Consider the following 23,383-nt stretch of genomic DNA (forward strand, 5'->3'; position numbering starts at 1 on the left):
TGTCCATCGCGGCGCGCACGAAATCGGCAAACAGGGGATGGGGTTCAAATGGCTTTGACTTGAGTTCCGGGTGGAACTGCACGCCGATAAACCAAGGGTGATCCTTCCATTCAACAATCTCGGGCAGGCGGCCATCTGGCGACATGCCTGAGAACTGCAAACCACAGGCTTCAAGCTGCTCGCGGTATTTTACATCCACTTCATAGCGGTGACGATGGCGTTCCTCAATTGCGGTTCCGCCATAGGCCTGTGCCACGCGGGATCCTTCAACAAGGCTTGCATCATAGGCACCCAGGCGCATGGTTCCGCCTTTTTCATCATCGGCCTTACGCTGTACTTTGGTATTGCCCTGAATCCATTCCTTCAGGTGGTAAACCACAGGTTCGAAACGCTTTTCGCCGGCTTCATGATCAAATTCTTCAGACCCTGCATCGGCCAGACCGGCCACATTGCGTGCGGCTTCAATCACGGCCATCTGCATCCCTAGGCAAATGCCCAGATAAGGCACATTGTTTTCGCGTGCGTATTGCGCAGCTTTGATTTTGCCTTCTGTGCCGCGTTCGCCAAAGCCGCCAGGCACCAGAATGCCGTGGAACCCCTGCAGGAAGGGAGCAGCATCATCCTGATCAAACAGTTCTGCGTCGACCCATTCGATTTTCACCTTGGTCCGGTTCGCCATACCGCCATGTGTCAGAGCTTCGGCGATGGATTTATATGCATCTTCTAGCTGGGTGTATTTGCCGACGATGGCGATCTTTACCTGGCCTTCGGCGTTTACAATGCGTTCATGCACATCGTTCCAACGATCCAGTTTGGGCGCAGGGGCATGCGCCATATCAAAGGCGGCCAGAACCGCGCGATCCAGACCTTCGCGGTGATAAGCCAATGGCGCTTCGTATATGGATTTCAGATCCTGCGCGGCAATCACAGAATCAGGACGCACGTTACAGAACAGCGCAAGCTTTTCGCGTTCTTTTTCAGGGATCGGACCTTCGGAACGACACACCAGAACATCCGGTGCAATCCCGATAGAGCGCAGTTCTTTTACGGAGTGCTGTGTTGGTTTTGTCTTCAGCTCGCCGGATGCCGCAATGTAAGGCAGCAGGGTCAGGTGCATGAAAATACAATCGCCGCGCGGTTTATCATTGGCAAACTGGCGGATCGCTTCAAAGAAGGGCAGGCCTTCGATGTCGCCCACGGTGCCACCGATTTCGCACAGCATGAAATCCACTTCATCTTCGCCAATGTCGATGAAGTCTTTGATTTCATTGGTGACATGCGGAATAACCTGAATGGTTTTCCCCAGATAGTCGCCACGGCGTTCCTTGGCCAGCACGTTGGAATAGACGCGGCCGGAAGAAATGGAATCAGTGTTGCGTGCAGCCACACCGGTAAAGCGTTCGTAATGCCCCAAATCAAGATCCGTTTCGGCACCATCATCGGTGACAAACACTTCGCCATGTTCAAAGGGTGACATGGTCCCGGGATCTACGTTGAGATAGGGATCAAGCTTGCGCAGACGTACCGTATAACCGCGTGCCTGAAGCAGCGCACCCAAAGCAGCAGATGCAAGACCCTTGCCGAGACTTGAAACAACTCCACCTGTGATAAAGACAAATTTGGCCATTGGCGCTGGCGCTCCCCGTGAGATAAATGAACTGATCCGGGCCCGTCTGGACCGTAGCATCACGGGGTTTGACCTATAGCGGATTCGGGGCAATCTGGCAATGGCCAGCGCCGCGAAAATCTGAACTTCGCTACGGATAAGACGCAAGATACTGCGGGGCGCGAGGGCTCCGAATCAATTTATAGTGTTTGTTTAGAGTGTTCCCGGTAAAATCATCACCGGGAAAAGATGTCATGCGGGAAAGGTTTGCGCCCTTCCCGGAACCTTATTCGCTGGCTGCGGGTGCTTCTTCAGCAGGTGCAACATAACCTGGCACCAGATCCGCATCACCCGTTGTTGGTGGCAGAAGAGAGCCTTCGCCAAGCGGGTTATCAGGGATTTCAACCGCTGCAGGGGCTGTGCCGCCGATTTGATCGATCACAGAACCGCTGCTGGAATTTTTCGCTGCAAAAATGGTCAATGCGATAGAGGCTGCGAAAAAAGCGATGCCAAACAGCCAGGTCAGTTTGCCAAGTGCTGTTGCGGCTGCCCGGCTGGACATAGCGCCACCACCGGCACCACCACCGCTGCCCATCCCAAGGCCACCACCTTCAGAACGCTGAAGCAGTACAACAACGATCAGGCAGATTGCGACGATCAGAAGAATGACAAGAAGTATGTTTTCCATAGAACAGGCCTTGCGAATGTGAGTTGCGTTTATCTATGCGCTCTCGCCGCATCCCGCAACCCCTTCCCTCGGGGGATTTGTGATCCCATGTGGAACGGCGGGTTTGGGCGCTCGGTGGTTTTATTTCTGTATGGTTATTCGGAAGGGCAGGGCGGAAATTCCGAGACTGCGCAGGGGATTAAGCGTGAAATAGGCTTTGAAAGTAACTGAATGTCCATGTTCGACATTTTGCAGAGGCTGGTGTTCTGTCGCGCCCCAATCCATTTTCCCCCAGATGAATGCCGCGTTATCGGCCACTTCAAGAAGAACCTCTTCGCCCTGACCAAGGCTGGCAACCTTCGCGCCATCAATGAGAATCGAAAGCTTTCGCATTGCGCCGTAAAAGCCCCGGGCGCGTCGAATTGTAATATGCTTCATCCGCTTATCCCCTTAAATATATAATTTGGCATAAAGAATGTGCGAATTTTTGGCGTCCTGCAAGGCGGATGCGGCACATTAACAGTAGCCGCGACCATGTTCACCCTGTATAGGGGCTTCGGTTTACTTACATATCTGCAGAACAGGTGGAAATATCATGGCCAATGTTGTCGTTGTCGGCGCCCAATGGGGTGACGAAGGAAAAGGCAAGATCGTTGACTGGCTTTCAGAGCGCGCGGATGTGATCGCACGCTTTCAGGGCGGTCATAACGCAGGCCATACACTGGTCATTGACGGGAAAGTTTACAAGCTGAACGCTTTGCCATCCGGTGTTGTCCGTGGTGGAAAACTGTCTGTGATTGGCAATGGCGTGGTGCTGGACCCATGGCACCTGATCAAAGAGATCGAATCAATCCGTGCCCAGGGCGTCGAGATTTCACCGGCATCCCTGATGATTGCGGAAAACACACCGCTGATCCTGCCAATTCATGGCGAGTTGGACCGTGCGCGTGAAGAAGCCGCCAGCAAGGGTACAAAAATTGGCACCACCGGTCGCGGTATTGGCCCGGCATATGAAGACAAAGTTGGCCGCCGGTCTGTGCGCGTTGCTGATTTGGCGGATGTGGCGACCTTGGAAGCCCGTGTAGATCGCGCGTTGCAGCACCATGATCCGCTGCGCAAAGGTTTGGGCATCGAAGCAATTGATCGTGATGCGCTGGTTGCGCAACTGAAAGAAATTGCGAAAGAAATTCTGCCCTACGCGGCCCCGGTCTGGAAGGTTCTCAATGAGAAACGCAAAGCGGGCAAACGTATTCTGTTTGAAGGTGCACAGGGCGCGCTGTTGGATATTGATTTCGGCACCTATCCTTTTGTGACGTCTTCCAACGTGATTGCAGGTCAGGCCGCAACCGGTGTTGGCATGGGCCCTGGCGCGATTGATTATGTGCTGGGCATCGTCAAAGCTTATACCACACGCGTGGGTGAAGGCCCGTTCCCAACGGAATTGGATGACGAAGATGGTCTGCGCCTGGGCACCCGTGGTCATGAATTTGGCACCGTGACAGGCCGCAAGCGCCGTTGTGGCTGGTTTGATGCGGCTTTGGTGCGCCAGACCTGTGCGACCTCTGGTGTGACTGGGATTTCCTTTACAAAACTGGATGTTCTGGATGGTTTTGAAACGCTGAAAATCTGTGTGGCTTATGAATTGGATGGTGAACGTCTGGATTATCTGCCGACAGCATCTGATCAGCAGGCCCGTTGCACGCCGATCTATGAAGAAATGCCAGGTTGGTCTGAAACCACAGAAGGTGCGCGCAGCTGGAACGATCTGCCTGCCAACGCGATTAAATACATCAAGCGCGTTGAAGAGCTGATCGAATGCCCGGTTGCAATGTTGTCGACATCGCCGGAACGTGACGATACCATTCTTGTGACTGATCCGTTTGCTGACTGAGGATACGCAAAATGTCACTGACCTATAAAACCCGCAGACGCCTGGCGCTGTTCCTTCTTCTTTTCTGGATGCCGCTATATGTGGTGGCTGCGGTGACGATTATGGGGATGCTTGACCGGTTGCCGATCTTGATTGAGCTGGTCGTCTATGTGCTTCTTGGGGTGCTTTGGGCCGTGCCGTTTAAGCCTGTCTTTATGGGGGTTGGCAAAGCGGATCCGGATCAGGACACACAGGAAGTGCCTGAGCAGTCCGACGCAAAATAAAGCGTTCTTTTCAGAGACAAAAAAGCGCCCTTCGGGGCGCTTTTCTTTTGGGCATCACGTTTCGCAATGTCGCATCAGGGATGAAAGCGTGAAGTCTGTGGAATTCTGAACTGGCCGCGTTGGGCTTTTAGAATTCTATGGTCGCGCAGCAGGCTGCCGAAGGTGCGCAACCCGGTTTCACGGTCAAAATCTGTGCAATCGGGACAATCCGCAACCAACTGAATGATTTTCAGACGGGTGAACTGTTGATGGCCTTCAACCCAGGTCGTCCAGGCTGCAGCCGCTTCTAGAAGGTCCGCATGGGTTTCGGCGGACTTATCAGAGGCAAATTCTGTGAAATTCTGCCATGGCAGGATGCTTTGCCCAACTTCAGCGCCGATATTTTCCAAACCATCAAGCGCGATCGCTGACGAATGGCTTTGCACACGACGCGGAATCACTGTCCGGGGTCTGGGCCGATGAATAGGCTGGGGCGGCGTTGCATCTGGATCTACACGCTGTTCCGACACCAGCACCAGCGGGGCCGGGCGGTTTTGATCGCGATTGCCATCCTGTTCAGAGGGTTTCACACGGCGCGCGCGGCTTTCGGATTTCACAGCCGAGGCAAGATCAGCCCGATAGGCTTCGATGTCTTCTGCCTGATCGCGGTCACGGCGCATCTTACGGTCGGCAACTGTTGCTGCCACTGCTGCGCGCAAATGGGAAATGGCCGAACGTCGGTTCTGGCTTTCGGGATTATCGAGTTGTGAATTTGTTTCCTCTAGGATGCGGCTGACGGATCGATCCCGACGCTGGGTGTCTGTATCTACATCAGCTTCCGCAGTTGGGAGGTCTTCAAATTCTGCATCTGTGACCTCGGGTGCTAGATCTTCGTCTCGCGGCTGTTCTTCTGGTTGGTCCGGCGTATAGCTGAGAGAGGCTTCATCCTGTAAGGCGGCCTGTTCAAGGGCTTCTACCAGATCCGACGCCTGTTCTTCGGACAGATCCGTTTCTGACAGAGAGAGTGCGTCTTCCAGTAGGAATACGTCGGTGTCTTCTTCGATATGTTCTTCAGATAAGGGGGCGCTTTCGGCCCCGGCGATCGCAATGTCATCTTGTGCCGGTGGTTCATCGACGGTGTCAGGTTCCGTTTCAGATATGTCCAGAGGCGGATTGTCTGCGTCATCCGTGTCGGCTATTTCAGGTTCTGCGTTGATTTCTGCGACCAGAGATTTCAGAGTGTCCGCCGTTTCCTGATCTGTGGTGACTGGGGTGTCTGCGGGTGTTTCGGCTGTGGTGATCTCTTCGGATGGTGTGGCTTCATCCGCCACCAGGGCTTCGGCATCCGCGACGTTTTGCAAGACCGCAGATGTGAAATCCGCCTTGGGCGTTTCAATCGTGTCCGGAGCTTGTGGTTCCGGGGGCTGGGGTGCCGTTTCACCAATCTCTTCAATTTCACCCGGTTCTGTAGGCTGTGCATCAGGCGTGGCATTGACTTGCGTCAGAAGGCTGGTCAGATCCGGTTCATCATTCTGGACGTGTTCATCTTCGGCGAATTCACTGTTTTCTTCCGTGAGCTGACGTTCATCACCCGTGGGCAGATTGTAAGGGTTGCGTGTGACAACTTCGCGGATCCGGCGCAGACGGTCCGTTACGGATGCATTGTCGTCTTCGTCATCGTCATCTTCAGAAGTGGATGTGATATTGGCACTTGTTTCCATCTCGGGGAGAGTGTTCTCCTCAGCCTCAGCCTCAGCCTCAGCCTCAGCCTCAGCCTCAGCCTCAGCCTCAGCCTCAGAAATAGGTGTTTCGGATGGCTCGGAAATATTTTCAGGGGCGGCAGAGGCCATTGCTTCCTGAATGATTTCATCGGCTTGGTGATTATCGGCAGACAGATCGGAAATACCGTCCGTTTCGGTAATCGGATCCTTGTCAGACAAGTCGGCGGGTAATGATTCTGCGTCTGCGTCTGCGTCTGCGTCTGCGTCTGCGTCTGCGTCTGCGTCTGCGTTAATTTTTGGTTCTGCTTCGGCAGGGGCGGCACGCATGGTTATGGACTGATCGGTGGCGATATCAGTAGTGACATTTTCCTGTGTCTGTTCGCGAACCAGTTCGGTAAGCGCTGTCACATCGGGCGCCATTTGCGCCCCGGCAAATTCGGGATCTTTATGTGCGAGATCCCGAAAATATTCGGTAATCAATTTCATGGTTGCGAATGAATCGTCAAAGCCTTCAAGAGTACAGGAAAAGGTCCCGTAGGAGACTGTCAGAATTTTATTCGCACGCATCTTTATACAGCTCGCTTTAATTTCGGCAGATTCTGTTTATTCACATAGAAGTTACAGAATTACATATAACCGCGTTTTTTCCTGTATTATTTCAAGGCTGAAATGTGTCAAACAGCATTATGAAATTAAAATTATCGCAAAAATCTACGGTTGTATATGACGTTAGCCCGGTTTTGCTGGTTGGGGGGGCTGAACTTGGGGCGATGGCTCTGAAATATTTGGAATCATTTCCCGGAGAAATTGTGGCTGCAGATGGCGGAGTTCGCCATATTTTGGGGCAAAACAAGCAACCCAAGGCCGTTATTGGTGATCTTGATTCCCTTTCAGCGTGTGTTCGGGAGGCGTTGCCTGACGGCGTTTTGCACCCGGTGTCTGAACAGGACAGTACGGATTTTGAGAAATGCCTGACACGTATCCAGGCGCCACTTATTCTGGCTATGGGATTTACGGGCGGGCGGCTGGATCATGAACTGGCGGTGTTGCATGGGCTGCTGGCGTTTCCGGACCGGATTTGTGTGTTGATTGGCAGCGAAGATGTGCTGTTTCTGACCCCGCCTGAATTCCAGATCAGCCTGCCCCCTGCAACGCGCTATTCCTTGATGCCTTTGGTGCCGGTTGTGGTGAACAGCACTGGGCTGCGCTGGCCCATGGGCGGGGCGGAGTTTGCACCTGGGCATCGCATTGGAACATCAAATGAAGTTGCTGAAGGGGACGGGGATGTCTCGGTTACAGTGTCATGTGACCAACCGGGATTGTTGACGATCCTGCCACGGGAACACCTGGATGTGGTGATTAAGTCTCTGCTGGCGTTGCCTGAAGGTTCCGGGCACTGGCCTGCTCACGCCAGATAATATAAAGCCCGGCGGCCATGGTGATGAAAATCCCAAGTGCCGCCAAACCATTGGGCAGATCCCGGAACAACAGCCAGCCGATCAGAGTGGCGAAAGGAATTTCTAGATATTGCATGGGGGCAAGCGTTGCTGATGGCGCGTAGCGTAAGCTCCAAGTCATTAGAAGATGCCCAAGCGTGCCTAAAGTTCCGATAAGAAACAGATAGCCCCAGGTGCCGGGACTTTCTGGCATGATAAAACCAATTGCTGCGCCGAAATCCCCGGCGGGGGGGGCAATTGCGCCTAGTAAAACCAAAGGCAACAGAATGATCAGAGCTATCGTTCCGGAAACCGCCTGAAGTGCGACCGGATCGGTTTTGCGGGCAATCTGACGCGTCACCAACATAAACAGAGCAAAATCAACGGCAACGCCAAGCGGCAGAAAGGCCGGTGCCCCCACTGCCGCGAAGTTGGGCTGAACCACCAAAAGCGTGCCGACAAAGCCAACGGCGCAGGCGATGATACGATGATGCCCTACTGTTTCATTTAAAACAAAACGGCCTAAGATCAACATGACAAAGGGCATGACAAATGCAATGGCGATGGCATCGGCCAAGGGCAGATACCGCAATGCAGAGAACATCATACCAATGCCAAGAATGTGTAGGACGGTTCGCGCAACGATCAGCCAGAAGGTTTTTCCGGAACTGCGCCAGGGCAGGCGACGGATCATGACAAGAGGCAGCAAGAGGATAACCTGGGCTGCAAATCGGACCACCACCAGTTCCAGAAGGGGCAGGCGGTCGCCCAGGATCTTAGCAAAGGCATCGCCCGCGGGGGCGGAAATGCAAAACCCCAGCATCAGCAGAATGCCAAGAAGGGGGCGGTCAGATTGGACGTCGGCTTGATGTGTCTGGGTGCTCATGTGACCAGGCTATGGAGCGCGGCACAAAGGTGCAACCGCTTTCCGGATTTCACATGACAGAGGCGTCGAACATGGGTTTGTCATTGGCGAGAGAACGATGTACAAACTGCTGCACTTGGATTTTTTTGACTTTGGTTGCTCCGATTTCATGAAGCCTGTGTCGCTGCAACTTTGGGAAAAGGGTTGTGATTTCTTGCCGGGCCTCGGAGGATAGAGCCGTCAGGGCTTGATCGCCCAGATACAGGCTTTCACAGGCCAAACCAGCGGAGGTCAAAAGTTCATGTTCTTTCAGCAAAATATGATAATAACTGACCACTTCACAGCGGTCGTCTTGAAAAACACCGGGAATACAGGTCAACTGATGGGCAGGCACAAATATTTGATCTTGTCCGAACATGCGCCGAGCGATTGCAGACCCCAGAACAACACGGTGTTGACGTGACAGGCGCAGATCACGCAATGGCAAACCATTGCCCAAAGAACCTTGTGAAATCACGATGGGGCGTAATTTGGAATTTCTGCGCAGAGTAGCCTGTTTTACAGTGCTGCATCCGATCCACTGAATTCTCTGCGCGGGTTGGTTTCGGACGCTGACCATGTCACCAGCTTTAAGTGTCTCGATGGATCGTTCGCCCAATGGCGTATCGATCAACGTGCCATCCGCAAAGCAAATGATATCTGAGACTGCCATCGTACCAGCAGCTTCTGCTTCGGTCAGTGTGAGCGTGCCGGTGTTGGAAATCCTGGTGAGATCAAAGTTATCTGAAAACAGAATATACATATTACCACTGGAATCTTCCCAGAAAGCAAAATCGGCGCCAGCCCCAAAGCCATTACCAGCAGACGCGATACCACTGGTATTGACGCGGTTGAGTGTCGTGACCGAACTGTCCCCAGGTAAAGTGGTGTTCAGTTTGTCGCTGGCATTCAGATCCCCGTTATTATTAATGTCGTTCATGGTGGCGTTCAAATCAAATCCCGTCCCGACAAGGGTCATTCCTGTCACATTCGCCAAGTTGTTGTTGCCGCTTCCGGTGAAGCTTGATGACGTAAGCGGATCAATCGCGAACAACTTCGAAAAATCGACTGTACCATTTACAATCACCATGACTGCCTACCCAAAAACTATTTATGCACATACACTTGCCTGTAGAAAATTGATACATGTGTCTCGGAATTGGGTCAATATAAACGAAACATTAACTTCAGAATGATTCGTTTATATCTGGGTTTTGAAATTGTGATTTGTAATCAACAATTAGGAATGTTCACAGCAAGGCCGCCCAAAGAGGTTTCCTTGTACTTATTGTGCATATCCTCGCCGGTCTGGCGCATGGTTTCAATCGCGCTGTCAAGGGGGACGAAATGTTCGCCGTCACCGCGCAGGGCCAGAGAGGCCGCAGACACAGCTTTGATGCACCCCAGACCATTGCGTTCAATACAGGGCACTTGGACCAGTCCTTTGACTGGATCGCAGGTCATGCCAAGGTGATGTTCCAGCGCGATTTCGGCTGCATTTTCAACCTGCTGTGGGGTTCCGCCCATAACCGCGGCAAGGCCGGCGGCGGCCATTGCACTGGCGGACCCGACTTCTGCTTGGCAGCCGGCTTCGGCCCCGGAAATAGATGCGTTATGTTTCACAAGCCCACCAATGGCAGCCGCTGTCAAAAGGAACTCTCCGATTTTGGAAGGGGCAGCGCCAGGCACGTGATCCAGCCAATAGCGGATGGTTGCGGGCAAAACACCTGCGGCCCCATTTGTGGGGGCAGTAACCACCTGACCACCGGCGGCGTTTTCTTCGTTCACGGCCATGGCATAGACACTCATCCAGTCGTTGATGGTGTGTGGTGCCACGATATTGATGCCACGTTCGGCCTGCAGGGTTTCATGGATACGATGAGCACGCCGGCGCACGTTCAGCCCACCAGGCAGGATGCCATCGGTGACCAAGCCCCGGTTGATGCAGTCGTTCATGACATTCCACAGTCGGTCGATGCCCTGTTCCAGTTCAGAAACACTGCGTTTGGTCAGTTCGTTGGCGCGCTTCATCTCAGCGATGCTTTTGCCACTTTTGACGGCCATCTCAAGCATTTGCTTTGCCGATTCAAATGGGTAGGGGAAGCTGGATGCAGGTTCAGCATCTGTTGCGGGATTGTCGAGTTCATCTGCAGTCAGAACAAATCCGCCACCGATCGAATAGTAGGTTTCGCGCAGGATCACATCGCCCTGATCATCGGTTGCCATCAGCTGCATCGCATTGGCATGACCGGGCAGGGCTGTGTCATAATCAAAGATCATGTCTTTTTCGATGTTGAAGTGCAGCGACCCCAGACCTTCAGGCGCGATCTTTTTGGTCTTACGGATATTTGCAAGTGCAGCTTCGGCTTTGTCGTTGTCATAGTCATCGGGTACAAAACCAGCCAAGCCCAAAATGGTGGCGCGATCCGTTGCATGTCCGACGCCTGTAAACGCCAAGGACCCGTGCAGAGAGGCCCGCAGGCCAGCCACGTGAAAAGGGCTGCTGCGCAGCTTGTCCAGGAACATCGCGGCCGCAACCATTGGTCCCATTGTGTGGCTTGAAGATGGGCCAATGCCAACTTTGAACATGTCGAAAACTGAAAGAAACACGCGCGCCTCCCCTGATAGAGCTTACCCGGTTTAGATTCCGGGGACGCAAAAGGCGCGACAAAAGCGACCGATTTCTGAATTATTACGGAATTTCCTGAAAATCACCAAGGATCTTGGTTTCAAAAGCCATTTATTAACCATTTTCGAAAAATCTGTGAGGAAGAAATTGGAATCACGGAGGGGCAGAATGCACCTGAAGACATGGCGCAAAAATTGGGGCGAAACGGTGATCCGTATGTTGGCTTATTCCGTGTTGATTGGTGCATGTGGCGGCTGGGCTGTGCAGGTGAATGAACAGAGGTTGGGGATCTCGGTTTCGGGGGGGGATAGCCCGGGTCTGCAGAAAAGTAACATCCGGGATATTTCCCCGGGTGATAGGTGATTTCCCCTCTCGCCTGGTGCGCATCGATTTCGTATACACACAGGCATATTGACAGGAGAGTCACATGACCGGGGAAATGTCACCTATCGACAAGGCGAAATATGCATCCGCACGCCGCGCTGCAGATTATGTTGAAGATGGAATGAAAATTGGCCTGGGCACCGGATCGACCGCGGCACTGATGGTCAAACGCCTTGGGGAACGTGTGCGCGAAGAAGGCCTGAAAATTCAGGGCGTTCCGACGTCTTCTACTACAGCTGAACTGGCCCGATCCGAAGGCATTTCTGTGATTACCCTAGATGAGGCGCGCTGGCTGGATCTGACCATTGATGGTGCAGATGAATTTGACGCGAATCTAAATCTAATAAAAGGCGGTGGCGGGGCGCATCTTCAGGAAAAGATTGTTGCGACTGCGTCTGACCAGATGATTGTGATTGCGGATGCGGCAAAGGCTGTGGAAACCCTTGGTGCATTTCCTTTACCTGTCGAAGTTCTGCAGTTTGGGGGGCTGACAACGGCCGCCTTGATCGAAGAAACCCTTGTTGGATTGGATGTCCTTGGGCGCGAAGTTGTCCAACGTATGCACGGCGATGCCCCTTTTGTGACGGACGAAGGGAACCACATTCTTGATCTCCATCTGAAACGTATCGGCGACGCCCGTCAGCTGTCTTTGGTGTTGAACCAGATCCCCGGCGTGGTGGAAAATGGACTGTTCATTGATATATGTGACACAGTTGTGATCGGTCATGGGGATGGAAAAGTTGAGATCCGTGACATAAACACTGGAACCATAACAGAAGAAACCGGGGAAAACGCAGAAAGCGAAAACCTGTTTTCTGATATCTGAGTTCAGTTACGGCGCGAGAGCGCAAGAAATGCGAAAAGGACCTCCCATGAGTTTTGACTATGATCTTTTTGTGATTGGCGGGGGCTCTGGTGGGGTTCGCGCGGCGCGTGTTGCTTCTGCTGAGGGTGCGAAAGTGGCACTTGCGGAAGAATATCGTATGGGCGGCACCTGTGTGATCCGGGGCTGTGTCCCGAAGAAACTGATGGTTTTTGCCTCTGGTTACAAAGATCTTGTTCATGATGCACAGGCCTATGGCTGGGATGCACAGGTTGGTGATTTTGACTGGGATGTCTTCCGCCCGAAAATGCATGCTGAACTGGACCGCCTTGAAGGCATCTATCGCAACATTCTGAAAAACAACAATGTTGAAGCCTTTGATGCCCGTGCGACGATCAAAGATGCCCATACTGTGACCTTGTCCACCGGCCAAGACATCACTGCGAAACACATTCTGGTGGCGACGGGTGGTACACCTTTCACCCCGGATGTTGAGGGTGCTGAACATACAATCACATCGAATGAGATCTTTTTGCAGGAAAAACTGCCGGACAGTATTCTGATCGTCGGGGGTGGTTTCATTGCGTCTGAATTTGCCTGCATCATGCATGGCCTTGGCGTGAAGGTGACGCAGTTCTATCGCGGCGAAATGATCCTGCGCGGCTTTGACAAAGGCTCTGCCACCCATATTGCTGATGCGATGAAAGCCCGCGGCATTGATTTGCAGCTGGGCGCGGATGTGGCCAAAATTGTTAAAGCGGATGCAGGTTTGGAAGTGACCGCGAAAGATGGCAGCACGCAGGTCTTTGATGCGGTGATGTACGGCACTGGCCGTGTTCCAGCGACCAAGGGCATGGGTCTTGCTGAGGCCGGTGTAAACCTTGGCCGCAAGGGCGAAGTTCTGGTGGATGCTTATTCCCAAACCTCTGTTCCGTCGATCTATGCCGTGGGGGATGTGACCGATCGTATCAATCTGACACCGGTTGCGATCCGCGAAGGCATGGCCTTTGTGGAAACCGTATTTAAAGCGAACCCAACGCCTGTGGATCACGAACTGGTGCCATCTGCTGTGTTTACACAGCCGGAATTTGGCACAACCGGCCTGACCGAAGAAGAAGCGGTTGATTATGCAGCGGAACATGGCCCGGTAGAGGTTTACACAACGGCGTTCAAAGCCATGCAATCTGGTTTTGCGGGGCGCGAAAACAAGGTATTCATGAAATTGCTGGTCGATCAACACAAGCGCACGGTTTTGGGCTGTCATCTGGTGATGGATGGCGCGGGTGAATTGATCCAGCTGGCGGGTATTCCTGTGAAGATGGGCGCGACCAAAGAAGATTTTGACCGCACATGCGCCGTTCACCCGACAATGGCAGAAGAATTGGTGACCATGAAAACGCCATCTCATGTGATTGGTGGCGCATAAAATACGCTGAAATCAGCGAAATTGAACATAAGCCGGGCGGAGATCCTCCTCCCGGCTTGAATTTTGTCCAAAAGACGTCCACTTAGGATGTGATAATTTGCACATGACCAAAGAGGGAATAAACCCGTATGTCAGGTAATAACAGCGGCCCATGGGGCGGCGGTGGCGGAGGCCGGAACAACGGCGACGACCGCAACAAAGGAAATGAGGGCGACCGGAACAACGGTAAGCGTCCGGGCAATGATGGCCCGCAGGTTCCTGAAATTGATGAACTGATGAACAAAGGCCGCGAACAGCTGCGCGTTCTGATGGGCGGCGGCGGGGGCGGTGGCAATCGTTCTGGCGATTCAAACCCTGCGCCAGAAATTGGCAAAGGTGCTGTTGCGCTGGGCTTGATTGCGGCTGTTGGTCTCTGGGCTTTTGCCAGCATCTATACAGTGAAGCCGGAAGAGAAATCCGTTGAACTGTTCCTGGGTGAATATTCATCCACCGGTGAACCTGGTCTGAACTTTGCGCCATGGCCGGTTGTGACCTATCAAAAATTCGCGGTCACCCGTGAACAAACCGTTGATATCGGTGTTGCCGGACGTGGATCCGAAGCGGGCCTAATGCTGACCGGTGATGAGAACATCGTGGATATTGATTTCCAGGTGGTCTGGAACATTAATGATCCGTCTCAGTTCCTGTTCAACCTGCGTGATCCTGGCCTGACCATTGCGGCTGTGTCTGAATCCGCAATGCGTGAAATTATTGCGCAATCTGAACTGGCGCCGATTTTGAACCGTGACCGTGCGTCTATTGCGGATCGTCTTCAGGATCTGATCCAATCCACATTGGACAGCTATAATTCTGGCGTGAACATTGTGCGGGTTAACTTTGACCGTGCTGATCCACCAGAAAGCGTGATTGATGCTTTCCGTGACGTTCAGGCTGCGGAACAGGAACGTGACCGTCTGCAAAAAGAAGCGGATGCTTATGCAAATGCTGCCCTTGCACAGGCGCGTGGTGAAGCGGCGCAGGTGCTTGAGATTGCCGAAGGCTATCGTGCGCGCGTTGTGAACGAAGCCGAAGGTGAAGCCAGCCGTTTTACCGCGGTTTTGACCGAGTATCAGAAAGCGCCGGAAGTGACCCGTCGTCGTCTGTATCTTGAAACCATGGAAGAAGTGTTGGGCAATGTTGATAAAATCATTCTCGACAGTGACGCCGGTGGTGCTGGGCAGGGGGTTGTTCCTTATCTGCCGCTGAATGAACTGCGTCGCAATTCCACTGGGGGATCCAACTGATGCGTAAATCTGCTCTGATCCTGCCTGTTTTGGCAGCTCTCATCTTTGTTGGCCTGTCGTCGGTGTTTATCGTGACCGAAGTTGAAAAAGCTCTGGTTCTGCGCTTTGGCCGCGTTGTTGCGGTGAAAGAAGAACCCGGTCTGGCATTCAAAATGCCGTTTGTGGATGAAGTCGTGCGGTATGATGACCGCATTCTATCCCGTGATGTTGACCCGCTGGAAGTCACACCGCGTGATGACCGTCGTTTGGTGGTTGATGCGTTTGCCCGTTACCGGATTGCCGACGTGAACCAGTTCCGCCTTGCGGTTGGTTCCGGTGGTGAAGCGGCTGCGGAACGTCGTCTGGATTCAATCCTGCGATCCAAAACTCGTGAAATCTTGGGCTCTGTCAGTTCTAACGAAATCCTAAGTTCTGATCGTGCGGCGCTGATGCTGCGCATCCGAAATGCGGCGATTGCCGAAGCCCTTGGTCTTGGAATTGAAGTGATCGATGTCCGTCTGAAACGGACTGACCTTCCGCGTGAAAACCTGCAGGCGACCTTTGATCGTATGCGTGCGGAACGTGTGCGTGAAGCAACCGATGAACGTGCCCGTGGCCGCGAAGCCGCCCAGCGGATTACAGCGCTTGCCGACCGGACCGTGGTTGAGCTGGTCTCTGATGCGAACCGTCAGTCTGAAATCATTCAGGGTGAAGCGGATGCGCGTCGGAACGGGATCTTTGCCGAAGCTTATGGTGCGGACCCTGAATTCTTTGAATTCTACCGGTCTCTGACAGCCTATCGCAACGCCCTGAAAGGCAGCAATTCCACGATGGTTTTGTCACCTGACAGCGAGTTCTTTAACTATCTGGGCAGTGCCAACGGTGTCGCTGCGGCTGAATAAAGCCTGATACTCTCAGAAATGTGAAGAAGACCGGCAGATCTCTGCCGGTCTTTTTATTTGCATCGGCGGGATCTGCACGTTTTCTTCAAAACTGCGTGGTTTTTGCACCAAAACAGTTGAAGTTTTCCCCGGAACACCAAACTATAGATGCAACCCCGGCGTGATATGCCGGGAGATCAGCAGGGCTTGGTCATTCTGATCCGCCCGCGCCTATAAAAGGAGTTCAGGAGTGAAACCCAGAGCAATTGCGCTTGCCGTTCACAAGTCTCAACATAAATCCCTTATGCAGGGCCTCTGGCTGACGATCCTTGCCAGTGCGCTTTTGCTGGCTCAGGCCATGACTGCGACCGCGCGGCCAGACAGTTTCGCCGATCTTGCGGATCAGGTCAGTGACGCGGTGGTGAACATCACCACATCGACAACCGTTGCGGCCCGTGGTGGCCCCGCACCTGTGGTGCCGGAAGGATCGCCGTTTGAGGATTTCTTTCGCGAGTTTAACGACCGCAACAGCCAGGGCGGTCAGGGGCAGGCCCCCCGCCGGAGCCAGGCACTGGGTTCTGGTTTTGTGATTTCGGAAGACGGCTTTATCGTCACCAACAACCATGTGATCGAAGGTGCCGATGAAATTCTGATCGAATTTTTCTCGGGGAAAGAGCTGCCAGCGACACTGGTGGGCACAGACCCAAACACGGATATCGCGGTTCTGAAAGTCGAAACCGAAGAGGTTCTGACATTTGTGCCCTTTGGTGACAGTGATATTATGCGTGTCGGTGACTGGGTGATGGCGATGGGCAACCCATTGGGGCAGGGATTTTCTGTGTCAGCAGGGATTGTATCTGCGCGCAACCGTGAACTTTCCGGTACCTATGACGATTACCTTCAGACCGATGCGGCGATTAACCGGGGCAATTCTGGCGGGCCGCTGTTTAATATGAACGGCGAAGTCATTGGTGTGAACACAGCCATCCTGTCCCCGAATGGCGGATCAATTGGGATTGGCTTTTCCATGGCCTCTAATGTCGTGACCCGGGTTGTGGATCAACTGCGTGAATTCGGCGAAACCCGTCGTGGCTGGCTTGGTGTGCGTATTCAGGACGTTGGTGAAGACGTGGCTGAAGCCCTTGGTCTGGAGAACACAGCAGGTGCATTGGTGACTGATGTGCCAGAAGGCCCTTCTGCAGAGGCGGGTATTCAGCAGGGGGATGTGATCCTGTCATTTGATGGGGTTGATGTGGAAGATACCCGTGGTCTTGTGCGCGAAGTGGGCAATGCTGAGGTAGGCAAAGCCGTGCGTGTGCTTGTGTTCCGGGATGGCGGCACACAGACGTTGCTGGTGACTTTGGGCCGTCGTGAAACCGCAGAGGCGGGCAGCGAACCCATGGAAAAACCTGCAACAGAAGAACCACAGACGGCGGATATTCTGGGCATGTCACTGTCTGCACTTAGCGGTGATCTGCGTGAACAGCTGGGCCTGCCTGCGAATGCAGAGGGACTGGTTCTGATGGGGCTGGATGCGGAAGGCCCAGCAGCTGCCAAAGGCCTGCAGATTGGTGATGTGATAACGGAAGCCGGTCAACAGCAGGTGCGCAGTATCGCTGATTTTGAAGGGCGTATCGAGGCCGCAAAAGAAGCCGGGCGTAAGTCTTTGCTGATGCTGGTGCGCCGAGGTGGTGATCCACGATTTGTGGCTTTACCGCTGAACTGATCCGCCTGAGGTTCAATGGACAAAAATATAAAAGCCCACCTGTTTCAGGTGGGCTTTTTCGTTTCAGATATCGATCATATCTTTGATCTCTGACTCGGGCAGGGGGTCTTGTGCGCCTTCGGGGCGGGGTATTTCGCTCAGGCCCAGGGCGCGGGCGCTTTCGAGAGACAAAAACGCTGAATTCAGCCCGGATTGTTTCTGAAAGCTGCGGATTGCATTTCGTGTCGGGTAATCAAGTGTGGATGTGATCGCACCTTCATACAGGTCACGTGCTTGCAAAGCACGCTGCAGGGAGGCCAGGAATTCTTCTGTTAGAAGATTGGCACAGGGGGTTTCAAAGTTCAGTATTTTGCGTGGGGTCAGAACCTTTGTGGTGGTCTCATTGCGCCAGACAGCAGGGGATGTAACGGTGCCGTCGGCGTCTTTCTGTTCAGCCTGGACCAGTACATCCTGTGATACAGTTTCTGTGATCGCGGGTTCAAAATCCAACGCCCAGCATCCGGGTTCTTTTTCGCCAGATCGTTGTGTTGGGGCTGCATCTGGGGTGTAGCCGATCTGGACACCTGTCTGGGGGGCGTCAGGGTCAACGACCTGTGGGCTGACACATGCAGCAAGCAGAAGGCAGGGCAGGAAGGCCCTGGCGAACAGCGGGGCGGAGGAAGCTAATCTGATGAACATGCCTGATCTCGTTTGTTTTGCGCAGTCTAGTTCGGTTGTGTGGTGGTGACCAGTGCCAGGGCCATAGGTTGCGGGATTGCGCCTTTTGTTGCCATGCTTAGCTGCTGGGTATAAGTTTGCCTTCTGACAGAGGGATGATTTTCTGACTGGATTGCCAGGCGATTGCCGTCTATGGATTCGTGTCAGAATCCTACTGATGCAAGAAGGCAGGTCACACGATGGCGAAAATCACCTATATCGAACATAATGGCACAGAACATGTTGTGGATGTTGCGAACGGTCTGACCGTTATGGAAGGCGCGCGCGATAATAACATTCCCGGAATTGAAGCGGATTGCGGTGGGGCCTGTGCCTGTTCTACCTGCCATGTGTATGTGGATCCAACATGGGTTGAAAAGATCCCGGCGAAAGATGCGATGGAAGAAGATATGCTTGATTTCGCCTTTGAACCTGATGCGGCAACATCGCGTCTGACCTGTCAGATGAAGGTGACGGATGCTATGGACGGCCTGATTGTCAAAATGCCTGAAAAGCAAATCTAATGTTTGCCATTGCGCCGCGTCTGATGCCCCGCCAGAGGCGATACGGTATACGCGGCGCTTTGCTGGCGTTGTGCCTGTGGCTGATGCCACAGGTGGCCACCGCGGATGAGCCGATTACCGGTGCCCATTTTCTTGGGGAAACCCGTGTTTATGCGCATGGGGTTCTTGGGGATGAAACGGAATATGCGGTTCTGGCCATCGACAGTGAGACGACAGATGGACAGAGGCTGCGGCGCAGTTTCTCTGTCGCGCCGGAACATGTCTTTGAAGATCTTGAACCACGCCTTTGGGATCTCGATTCGGATGGAGCCCCAGAAGTTGTTGTGGTGCTCACCAGTGTGACGCAGGGCGCTTCTCTTGCGGCTTTCACGACAGATGGCCTGTTGGCCCGCACGCCTTTTATTGGCCGTAAGAACAGATGGCTTGCCCCTGTTGCTGCTGCAGATCTCGATGGCGATGGCCGGGTTGAAATTGCCTATATTGACCGCCCACATCTTGCCAAAACGCTGCGTCTTTGGCGGTTGGAGCAGGATCGTCTGGTAGAGATTACAACCCTTTCTGGCCTGACCAATCACCGTATTGGGGATGATTTCATTCAAAGCGGTGTGCGTGATTGCGGCAGTGGCCCGGAACTGATCACGGCTGATGCAACTTGGCAATCTGTCATGGCAACGACATTTGATGGCAACCAACTGCGCAGCCGCCAAATTGCGGATTACACCAACCCCGACGATATTACGACCGCTCTGAACTGCGGCTGATTTCATTCCTCTGACAGATTGTCCGTATCTGACCATCTGATCAAAAGGGGTTCTCAACTCTTCTTTGGCGTGCTTAACTCACGCCACGACCAAGGGAGATTTGGTACCAAGGGAGGACTTCATGACGAAAATTCAGATGACGGTGAATGGGAAAACCGTCAGTGGTGATGCAGAGGGGCGGACCCTTCTTTCACAATTTTTACGCGAAGAATTAAAATTGACCGGCACCCATGTGGGGTGTGACACCAGCCAGTGTGGTGCCTGCGTTGTTCATGTGAACGGCAACGCGGTGAAAGCCTGCACCATGTTTGCGCAGGAAGCAGAAGATGCGGATGTCACAACGATTGAAGGCATGGCCGAAGCTGACGGGTCACTTTCCACCATTCAGCAGGCGTTTCAGGACCATCACGGGCTGCAGTGCGGATTTTGCACACCGGGTATGGTGATGTCAGCGGCGGCGCTTTTGTCGGAAAACCCTCAGCCGACTGAAAAAGAAGTGCGGGAATATCTGGAAGGCAATCTTTGCCGTTGCACCGGTTACCACAATATCGTCAAGGCGATACTGGCGGCCTCGGGGCAGGACGTAAGTGGGATTGCTGCCGAATGATTAACTGATGCGAAGCACAGGGGAGGAGGAGCCCCTTTCGCAAAAGGGAGGATATGAAGATGCCAGCAGATGGTACGATAGAAGGTGGCATAGGGGCCGCAAACAAACGACGTGAAGATATCCGGTTTCTCAAGGGGACCGGCAATTATACCGATGATATTAACCTGCGCGGTCAGGCCTATGTGTATTTCCTGCGCTCTGAAATCGCCCATGGGCGGATAAGTTCAATTGATACCAAAGCAGCCAGCGCAATGGATGGCGTGGTGCGTATTTTTACCGGGGCTGACTTTGAAGGCGTTGGGGGCATTCCTTGCGGCTGGCAGATCACCGATCGGTTTGGCGAAGTCATGCAGGAACCAGCCCACCCAGTTTTGGCCCAGGGTAAAGTGCGCCATGTAGGGGATCCAATTGCGGCTGTGGTTGCGGACAGTCTGGAACAGGCGCGTGATGCGGCCGAAGCGATTGAGCTGGATCTGGAAGAATTGCCCGCAGTCGTTGATATGAAGGCTGCCCTTGCGGATGGATCGACAAAGGTACATGACGATCTGACATCAAACCTTTGCTATGATTGGGGATTTGTTGAAGAAAACCGTGATGCGGTGGATGCGGCGATCAAAGGCGCACATCACGTCACCACGCTTGAACTGACAAACAACCGACTGATTGCAAACCCGATGGAACCCCGCGTTGCGGTGGGCGATTATAATGCGGGCACCGGCGATCACACGCTTTACACGACCTCGCAGAACCCACATGTGATCCGTCTGTTGATGGGCGCATTTGTGCTGGGCATTCCGGAACATAAGTTGCGCGTTGTTGCGCCTGATGTGGGGGGCGGTTTTGGCACGAAAATCTTCCATTACGCCGAGGAAGCCTTTTGTACCTTTGCAGCCAAAGCCATTGATCGCCCGGTGAAATGGAGCGCAAGCCGAAGCGAGGCGTTCGTTTCTGATGCCCATGGCCGTGATCATGTGACAAAGATTGAACTGGCCCTTGATGAGGGCGGCAATTTTCTGGCGCTGCGCACAGACACTCATGCAAATATGGGGGCGTATCTGTCGACGTTTGCGCCAAGCGTGCCGACCTGGCTGCATGGCACTTTGATGGCGGGGAATTATAAAACGCCATTGATCTATGTGAATGTTAAGGCCGTGTTTACCAATACGGTGCCCGTGGATGCGTATCGCGGTGCTGGACGGCCCGAGGCGACATATCAGCTGGAACGGGTGGTGGACAAAGCCGCACGCGAATTGGGCATGGATCCGATTGAGTTACGGCGCAAAAATTTCATCACTGAATTCCCCTATGCCACCCCGGTGGCTGTGGAATATGACACTGGTGATTATCATGCGACCATGGATAAGATGCTTGAAATCGCGGATGTGGCTGGCTTTGAGAAACGCCGCGAAGCAAGTGCTGAGAAGGGGCTTTTGCGGGGGCTTGGTGTGAATTGTTACATCGAAGCCTGTGGTATTGCGCCGTCTAATCTTGTGGGTCAGCTTGGCGCGCGGGCGGGTCTGTTTGAAAGTGCCACGGTGCGGGTGAATGCCACGGGCGGGCTTGTTGTGATGACAGGTTCGCATAGCCACGGGCAGGGGCATGAAACATCCTTTGCACAGGTGGTTGCCGATATGATCGGTATTGACCCGTCGATGGTTGAAATTGTGCATGGGGATACGGCCAACACGCCGATGGGGATGGGGACTTATGGGTCGCGGTCCTTAGCTGTTGGGGGCTCTGCGATTGTGCGGGCGACTGAGAAAATCTTGACCAAAGCCAAAACCATTGCCGCCCATCTGATGGAAGCGGATGTGGGGTCTGTTGAGCTTTCGAATGGTGAATTCACTGTGAAGGGTACAAATAAAAAGGTGCTTTGGGGGGATGTAACCCTGGCTGCATATGTGCCGCATAACTATCCACTGGAAACGATCGAACCTGGGCTGGAAGAAACAGCTTTTTATGATCCATCCAACTTTACCTATCCATCAGGCGCCTATGCCTGTGAGGTGGAAGTGGATCCGGACACAGGAAAGGTGAAAATTGCAAGCTTTGCCGCCGCGGATGATTTCGGTAATATCGTTAATCCGATGATTGTCGATGGTCAGGTGCATGGCGGCATTGGTCAGGGCATTGGTCAGGCGTTGTTGGAACATGCGATCTATGATGCGGATGGTCAGCTGACGTCGGGCAGCTATATGGATTATGCCCTGCCGCGTGCGGATGATGTGCCGTTTTATAGTGTGGATCACAGTTGTCAGACGCCCTGTACGCATAATCCATTGGGCGTGAAAGGCTGTGGCGAGGCGGGGGCGATTGGTTCGCCGCCTGCTGTGGTGAATGCGGTGGTTGACGCGTTGTCACGCGCCGGTCATGACATCACGCATATAGATATGCCTCTCTCGCCTGCGCGGGTCTGGTCTGCGATGAGTTCCTGAGGAGGATGAAAAATGTATGAATTTGACATAGAAAGACCCTCCACCGTGCAAGAGGCTGTCGCTGCACTGAAGGATGGGGATAATATGGCGCTGGCGGGGGGGCAGACCCTGATCCCAACCCTGAAACAGCGGCTTGCTGCGCCGGAAAAACTGGTGAGCCTGTCAGGCATCGAAAGCCTGAAGCATATTGGATTGGACGGTGATTTCTGGCGCATTGGTGCCGGGATGACCCATGCGCATGTGGCGATGGAAACCGAAGATGGTAACTTTACGGTTCTGTCCGAAATCGCCGGGCGGATTGGCGATCCTGCGGTGCGAAACCGGGGAACCATTGGCGGGAGCCTTGCCAATAATGACCCGTCTGCAGATTATCCTGCGGTGGTTTTGGGGCTGGGCGGCACTGTGGTGACAGACAGTCGCGAAATTTCTGCAGAGGATTATTTCCAGGGCTTGTTTGAAACTGCGCTGGGGGAAGCTGAGATCATCACGGAAATACATCTGCCTGTGCCCGAGGTCTGCAATTATCAGAAATTCGTGCAACCTGCGTCGCGTTTTGCTTTGGTTGGTGTGTTTGTTGCACGTTTCGCCGATGGTGTGCGGGTGGCGGTGACCGGGGCCTCAGAGGAAGGTGTTTTCCGTTGGTCGGAAGCCGAAACAGCCTTGTCTGGTGATTTCAGTGCCTCAGCGATTGAGGACCTGAAAGTGGATGAAAGCCATATGATTGAAGATCTGCACGGCACCCGGGCCTATCGTGCCCATCTT

Annotated in this window: 22 protein-coding genes; 14 read left to right on the top strand and 8 right to left on the bottom strand. The window is 53.5% G+C overall.

All coding sequences use genetic code 11. The features are described 5' to 3' along the window. The 3 genes from ACPGUT_RS12725 to ACPGUT_RS12735 all read right to left on the bottom strand — a co-directional run. Nucleotides 1–1,627: CTP synthase (locus tag ACPGUT_RS12725; protein WP_423991945.1), on the bottom strand; the 1,627-nt coding region annotated here is incomplete at its 3' end. A 265-nt stretch (nt 1,628–1,892) separates the two neighbouring features. Further along, the gene (gene secG, locus ACPGUT_RS12730; protein WP_423991947.1) at nt 1,893–2,294 is read right to left on the bottom strand and encodes a preprotein translocase subunit SecG; all 402 of its coding nucleotides are present in this window, start codon (nt 2,292–2,294) and stop codon (nt 1,893–1,895) included. 120 nt (nt 2,295–2,414) lie between these two features. Then, nucleotides 2,415–2,711, bottom strand: coding sequence for a hypothetical protein (locus ACPGUT_RS12735; RefSeq protein WP_423991949.1), 297 nt, complete (start codon nt 2,709–2,711; stop codon nt 2,415–2,417). 157 nt (nt 2,712–2,868) lie between these two features. On the opposite strand from ACPGUT_RS12735, the gene ACPGUT_RS12740 reads away from it, so the two are divergent. Together ACPGUT_RS12740 and ACPGUT_RS12745 are read left to right on the top strand one after the other, a co-directional pair. Further along, nucleotides 2,869–4,164, top strand: coding sequence for an adenylosuccinate synthase (locus tag ACPGUT_RS12740; RefSeq protein WP_423991951.1), 1,296 nt, complete (start codon nt 2,869–2,871; stop codon nt 4,162–4,164). Between the two features lie 11 nt (nt 4,165–4,175). Further along, nucleotides 4,176–4,427, top strand: coding sequence for a DUF2842 domain-containing protein (locus tag ACPGUT_RS12745; protein ID WP_423991953.1), 252 nt, complete (start codon nt 4,176–4,178; stop codon nt 4,425–4,427). 74 nt (nt 4,428–4,501) lie between these two features. Here the strand turns inward: ACPGUT_RS12745 and ACPGUT_RS12750 are convergent, their stop codons facing one another. Continuing rightward, nucleotides 4,502–6,613 (bottom strand): hypothetical protein, encoded by a 2,112-nt coding sequence (locus tag ACPGUT_RS12750; protein WP_423991955.1) that lies wholly within the window; start codon nt 6,611–6,613, stop codon nt 4,502–4,504. Between the two features lie 200 nt (nt 6,614–6,813). Between ACPGUT_RS12750 and ACPGUT_RS12755 the strand changes: the two genes are divergently transcribed. After that, nucleotides 6,814–7,545, top strand: a complete 732-nt coding sequence (locus ACPGUT_RS12755) for a thiamine diphosphokinase (RefSeq protein WP_423991957.1) — start codon at nt 6,814–6,816, stop codon at nt 7,543–7,545. Here ACPGUT_RS12755 and ACPGUT_RS12760 read toward each other — a convergent pair. The 3 genes from ACPGUT_RS12760 to ACPGUT_RS12770 form a co-directional block, all read right to left on the bottom strand. Continuing rightward, complete coding sequence (locus ACPGUT_RS12760; RefSeq protein WP_423991959.1) at nt 7,487–8,449, bottom strand: DMT family transporter; 963 nt, start codon at nt 8,447–8,449, stop codon at nt 7,487–7,489. The genes ACPGUT_RS12755 and ACPGUT_RS12760 overlap by 59 nt on opposite strands. Nucleotides 8,450–8,498: 49 nt before the next feature. Further along, nucleotides 8,499–9,557: a Hint domain-containing protein gene (locus ACPGUT_RS12765; RefSeq protein WP_423991961.1), complete on the bottom strand. Its 1,059-nt coding sequence runs from the start codon at nt 9,555–9,557 to the stop codon at nt 8,499–8,501. 143 nt (nt 9,558–9,700) lie between these two features. Next, the gene (locus ACPGUT_RS12770; protein WP_423991963.1) at nt 9,701–11,077 is read right to left on the bottom strand and encodes an L-serine ammonia-lyase; all 1,377 of its coding nucleotides are present in this window, start codon (nt 11,075–11,077) and stop codon (nt 9,701–9,703) included. A gap of 187 nt (nt 11,078–11,264) precedes the next feature. On the opposite strand from ACPGUT_RS12770, the gene ACPGUT_RS12775 reads away from it, so the two are divergent. From ACPGUT_RS12775 to ACPGUT_RS12800, 6 genes are all read left to right on the top strand, one after another. Continuing rightward, complete coding sequence (locus ACPGUT_RS12775; RefSeq protein ID WP_423991965.1) at nt 11,265–11,459, top strand: hypothetical protein; 195 nt, start codon at nt 11,265–11,267, stop codon at nt 11,457–11,459. A gap of 64 nt (nt 11,460–11,523) precedes the next feature. Next, nucleotides 11,524–12,306 carry a ribose-5-phosphate isomerase RpiA gene (gene rpiA, locus ACPGUT_RS12780; protein WP_423991966.1) on the top strand — a complete coding sequence of 261 codons (783 nt, stop codon included), beginning with the start codon at nt 11,524–11,526 and terminating at the stop codon, nt 12,304–12,306. Between the two features lie 46 nt (nt 12,307–12,352). Continuing rightward, entirely contained in the window at nt 12,353–13,729 is a 1,377-nt protein-coding gene (gene gorA / locus ACPGUT_RS12785; RefSeq protein WP_423991968.1) for a glutathione-disulfide reductase, read from the top strand. A gap of 128 nt (nt 13,730–13,857) precedes the next feature. Next, nucleotides 13,858–15,012 (top strand): FtsH protease activity modulator HflK, encoded by a 1,155-nt coding sequence (gene hflK / locus ACPGUT_RS12790; RefSeq protein WP_423991970.1) that lies wholly within the window; start codon nt 13,858–13,860, stop codon nt 15,010–15,012. Further along, nucleotides 15,012–15,893, top strand: a complete 882-nt coding sequence (gene hflC / locus ACPGUT_RS12795) for a protease modulator HflC (RefSeq protein ID WP_423991972.1) — start codon at nt 15,012–15,014, stop codon at nt 15,891–15,893. The genes hflK and hflC overlap by 1 nt, the downstream gene beginning before the upstream one ends. A 283-nt stretch (nt 15,894–16,176) precedes the next feature. Further along, nucleotides 16,177–17,598, top strand: coding sequence for a Do family serine endopeptidase (locus ACPGUT_RS12800; RefSeq protein WP_423991984.1), 1,422 nt, complete (start codon nt 16,177–16,179; stop codon nt 17,596–17,598). 63 nt (nt 17,599–17,661) lie between these two features. Here ACPGUT_RS12800 and ACPGUT_RS12805 read toward each other — a convergent pair whose 3' ends face one another. Further along, the gene (locus tag ACPGUT_RS12805) at nt 17,662–18,276 is read right to left on the bottom strand and encodes a peptidoglycan-binding domain-containing protein (protein WP_423991974.1); all 615 of its coding nucleotides are present in this window, start codon (nt 18,274–18,276) and stop codon (nt 17,662–17,664) included. Nucleotides 18,277–18,494: 218 nt separating this feature from the next. Here ACPGUT_RS12805 and ACPGUT_RS12810 point away from each other — a divergent pair, with 218 nt between their 5' ends. The 5 genes from ACPGUT_RS12810 to ACPGUT_RS12830 form a co-directional block, all read left to right on the top strand. Beyond that, on the top strand, nt 18,495–18,818 hold the full coding sequence (locus ACPGUT_RS12810; protein WP_423991976.1) for a 2Fe-2S iron-sulfur cluster-binding protein: 324 nt from the start codon (nt 18,495–18,497) through the stop codon (nt 18,816–18,818). Continuing rightward, nucleotides 18,818–19,579: an FG-GAP repeat domain-containing protein gene (locus ACPGUT_RS12815; protein WP_423991978.1), complete on the top strand. Its 762-nt coding sequence runs from the start codon at nt 18,818–18,820 to the stop codon at nt 19,577–19,579. The genes ACPGUT_RS12810 and ACPGUT_RS12815 overlap by 1 nt, the downstream gene beginning before the upstream one ends. A gap of 121 nt (nt 19,580–19,700) precedes the next feature. After that, a complete protein-coding gene (locus tag ACPGUT_RS12820; protein WP_423991980.1) occupies nt 19,701–20,186 on the top strand; it encodes a (2Fe-2S)-binding protein in 486 nt (161 codons plus the stop codon). Between the two features lie 59 nt (nt 20,187–20,245). After that, the gene (locus tag ACPGUT_RS12825) at nt 20,246–22,621 is read left to right on the top strand and encodes a xanthine dehydrogenase family protein molybdopterin-binding subunit (protein WP_423991986.1); all 2,376 of its coding nucleotides are present in this window, start codon (nt 20,246–20,248) and stop codon (nt 22,619–22,621) included. A 12-nt stretch (nt 22,622–22,633) separates the two neighbouring features. Next, on the top strand, nt 22,634–23,383 hold a 750-nt coding region (locus ACPGUT_RS12830; protein ID WP_423991982.1), incomplete at its 3' end, for an FAD binding domain-containing protein.

This window comes from Halocynthiibacter sp. (genome assembly GCF_049608145.1).
Taxonomy (GTDB): Bacteria; Pseudomonadota; Alphaproteobacteria; order Rhodobacterales; family Rhodobacteraceae; genus Halocynthiibacter.

What these genes read in the sequence shown, in the direction of transcription:
- secG (WP_423991947.1), bottom strand. Translation starts at nt 2,294, where the DNA reads ATGGAAAACATACTTCTTGTCATTCTTCTGATCGTCGCAATCTGCCTG.
- ACPGUT_RS12735 (WP_423991949.1), bottom strand. Translation starts at nt 2,711, where the DNA reads ATGAAGCATATTACAATTCGACGCGCCCGGGGCTTTTACGGCGCAATG.
- ACPGUT_RS12740 (WP_423991951.1), top strand. Translation starts at nt 2,869, where the DNA reads ATGGCCAATGTTGTCGTTGTCGGCGCCCAATGGGGTGACGAAGGAAAA.
- ACPGUT_RS12745 (WP_423991953.1), top strand. Translation starts at nt 4,176, where the DNA reads ATGTCACTGACCTATAAAACCCGCAGACGCCTGGCGCTGTTCCTTCTT.
- ACPGUT_RS12750 (WP_423991955.1), bottom strand. Translation starts at nt 6,613, where the DNA reads ATGAAATTGATTACCGAATATTTTCGGGATCTCGCACATAAAGATCCC.
- ACPGUT_RS12755 (WP_423991957.1), top strand. Translation starts at nt 6,814, where the DNA reads ATGAAATTAAAATTATCGCAAAAATCTACGGTTGTATATGACGTTAGC.
- ACPGUT_RS12760 (WP_423991959.1), bottom strand. Translation starts at nt 8,449, where the DNA reads ATGAGCACCCAGACACATCAAGCCGACGTCCAATCTGACCGCCCCCTT.
- ACPGUT_RS12765 (WP_423991961.1), bottom strand. Translation starts at nt 9,557, where the DNA reads ATGGTGATTGTAAATGGTACAGTCGATTTTTCGAAGTTGTTCGCGATT.
- ACPGUT_RS12775 (WP_423991965.1), top strand. Translation starts at nt 11,265, where the DNA reads ATGCACCTGAAGACATGGCGCAAAAATTGGGGCGAAACGGTGATCCGT.
- rpiA (WP_423991966.1), top strand. Translation starts at nt 11,524, where the DNA reads ATGACCGGGGAAATGTCACCTATCGACAAGGCGAAATATGCATCCGCA.
- gorA (WP_423991968.1), top strand. Translation starts at nt 12,353, where the DNA reads ATGAGTTTTGACTATGATCTTTTTGTGATTGGCGGGGGCTCTGGTGGG.
- hflK (WP_423991970.1), top strand. Translation starts at nt 13,858, where the DNA reads ATGTCAGGTAATAACAGCGGCCCATGGGGCGGCGGTGGCGGAGGCCGG.
- hflC (WP_423991972.1), top strand. Translation starts at nt 15,012, where the DNA reads ATGCGTAAATCTGCTCTGATCCTGCCTGTTTTGGCAGCTCTCATCTTT.
- ACPGUT_RS12800 (WP_423991984.1), top strand. Translation starts at nt 16,177, where the DNA reads ATGCAGGGCCTCTGGCTGACGATCCTTGCCAGTGCGCTTTTGCTGGCT.
- ACPGUT_RS12805 (WP_423991974.1), bottom strand. Translation starts at nt 18,276, where the DNA reads ATGTTCATCAGATTAGCTTCCTCCGCCCCGCTGTTCGCCAGGGCCTTC.
- ACPGUT_RS12810 (WP_423991976.1), top strand. Translation starts at nt 18,495, where the DNA reads ATGGCGAAAATCACCTATATCGAACATAATGGCACAGAACATGTTGTG.
- ACPGUT_RS12815 (WP_423991978.1), top strand. Translation starts at nt 18,818, where the DNA reads ATGTTTGCCATTGCGCCGCGTCTGATGCCCCGCCAGAGGCGATACGGT.
- ACPGUT_RS12820 (WP_423991980.1), top strand. Translation starts at nt 19,701, where the DNA reads ATGACGAAAATTCAGATGACGGTGAATGGGAAAACCGTCAGTGGTGAT.
- ACPGUT_RS12825 (WP_423991986.1), top strand. Translation starts at nt 20,246, where the DNA reads ATGCCAGCAGATGGTACGATAGAAGGTGGCATAGGGGCCGCAAACAAA.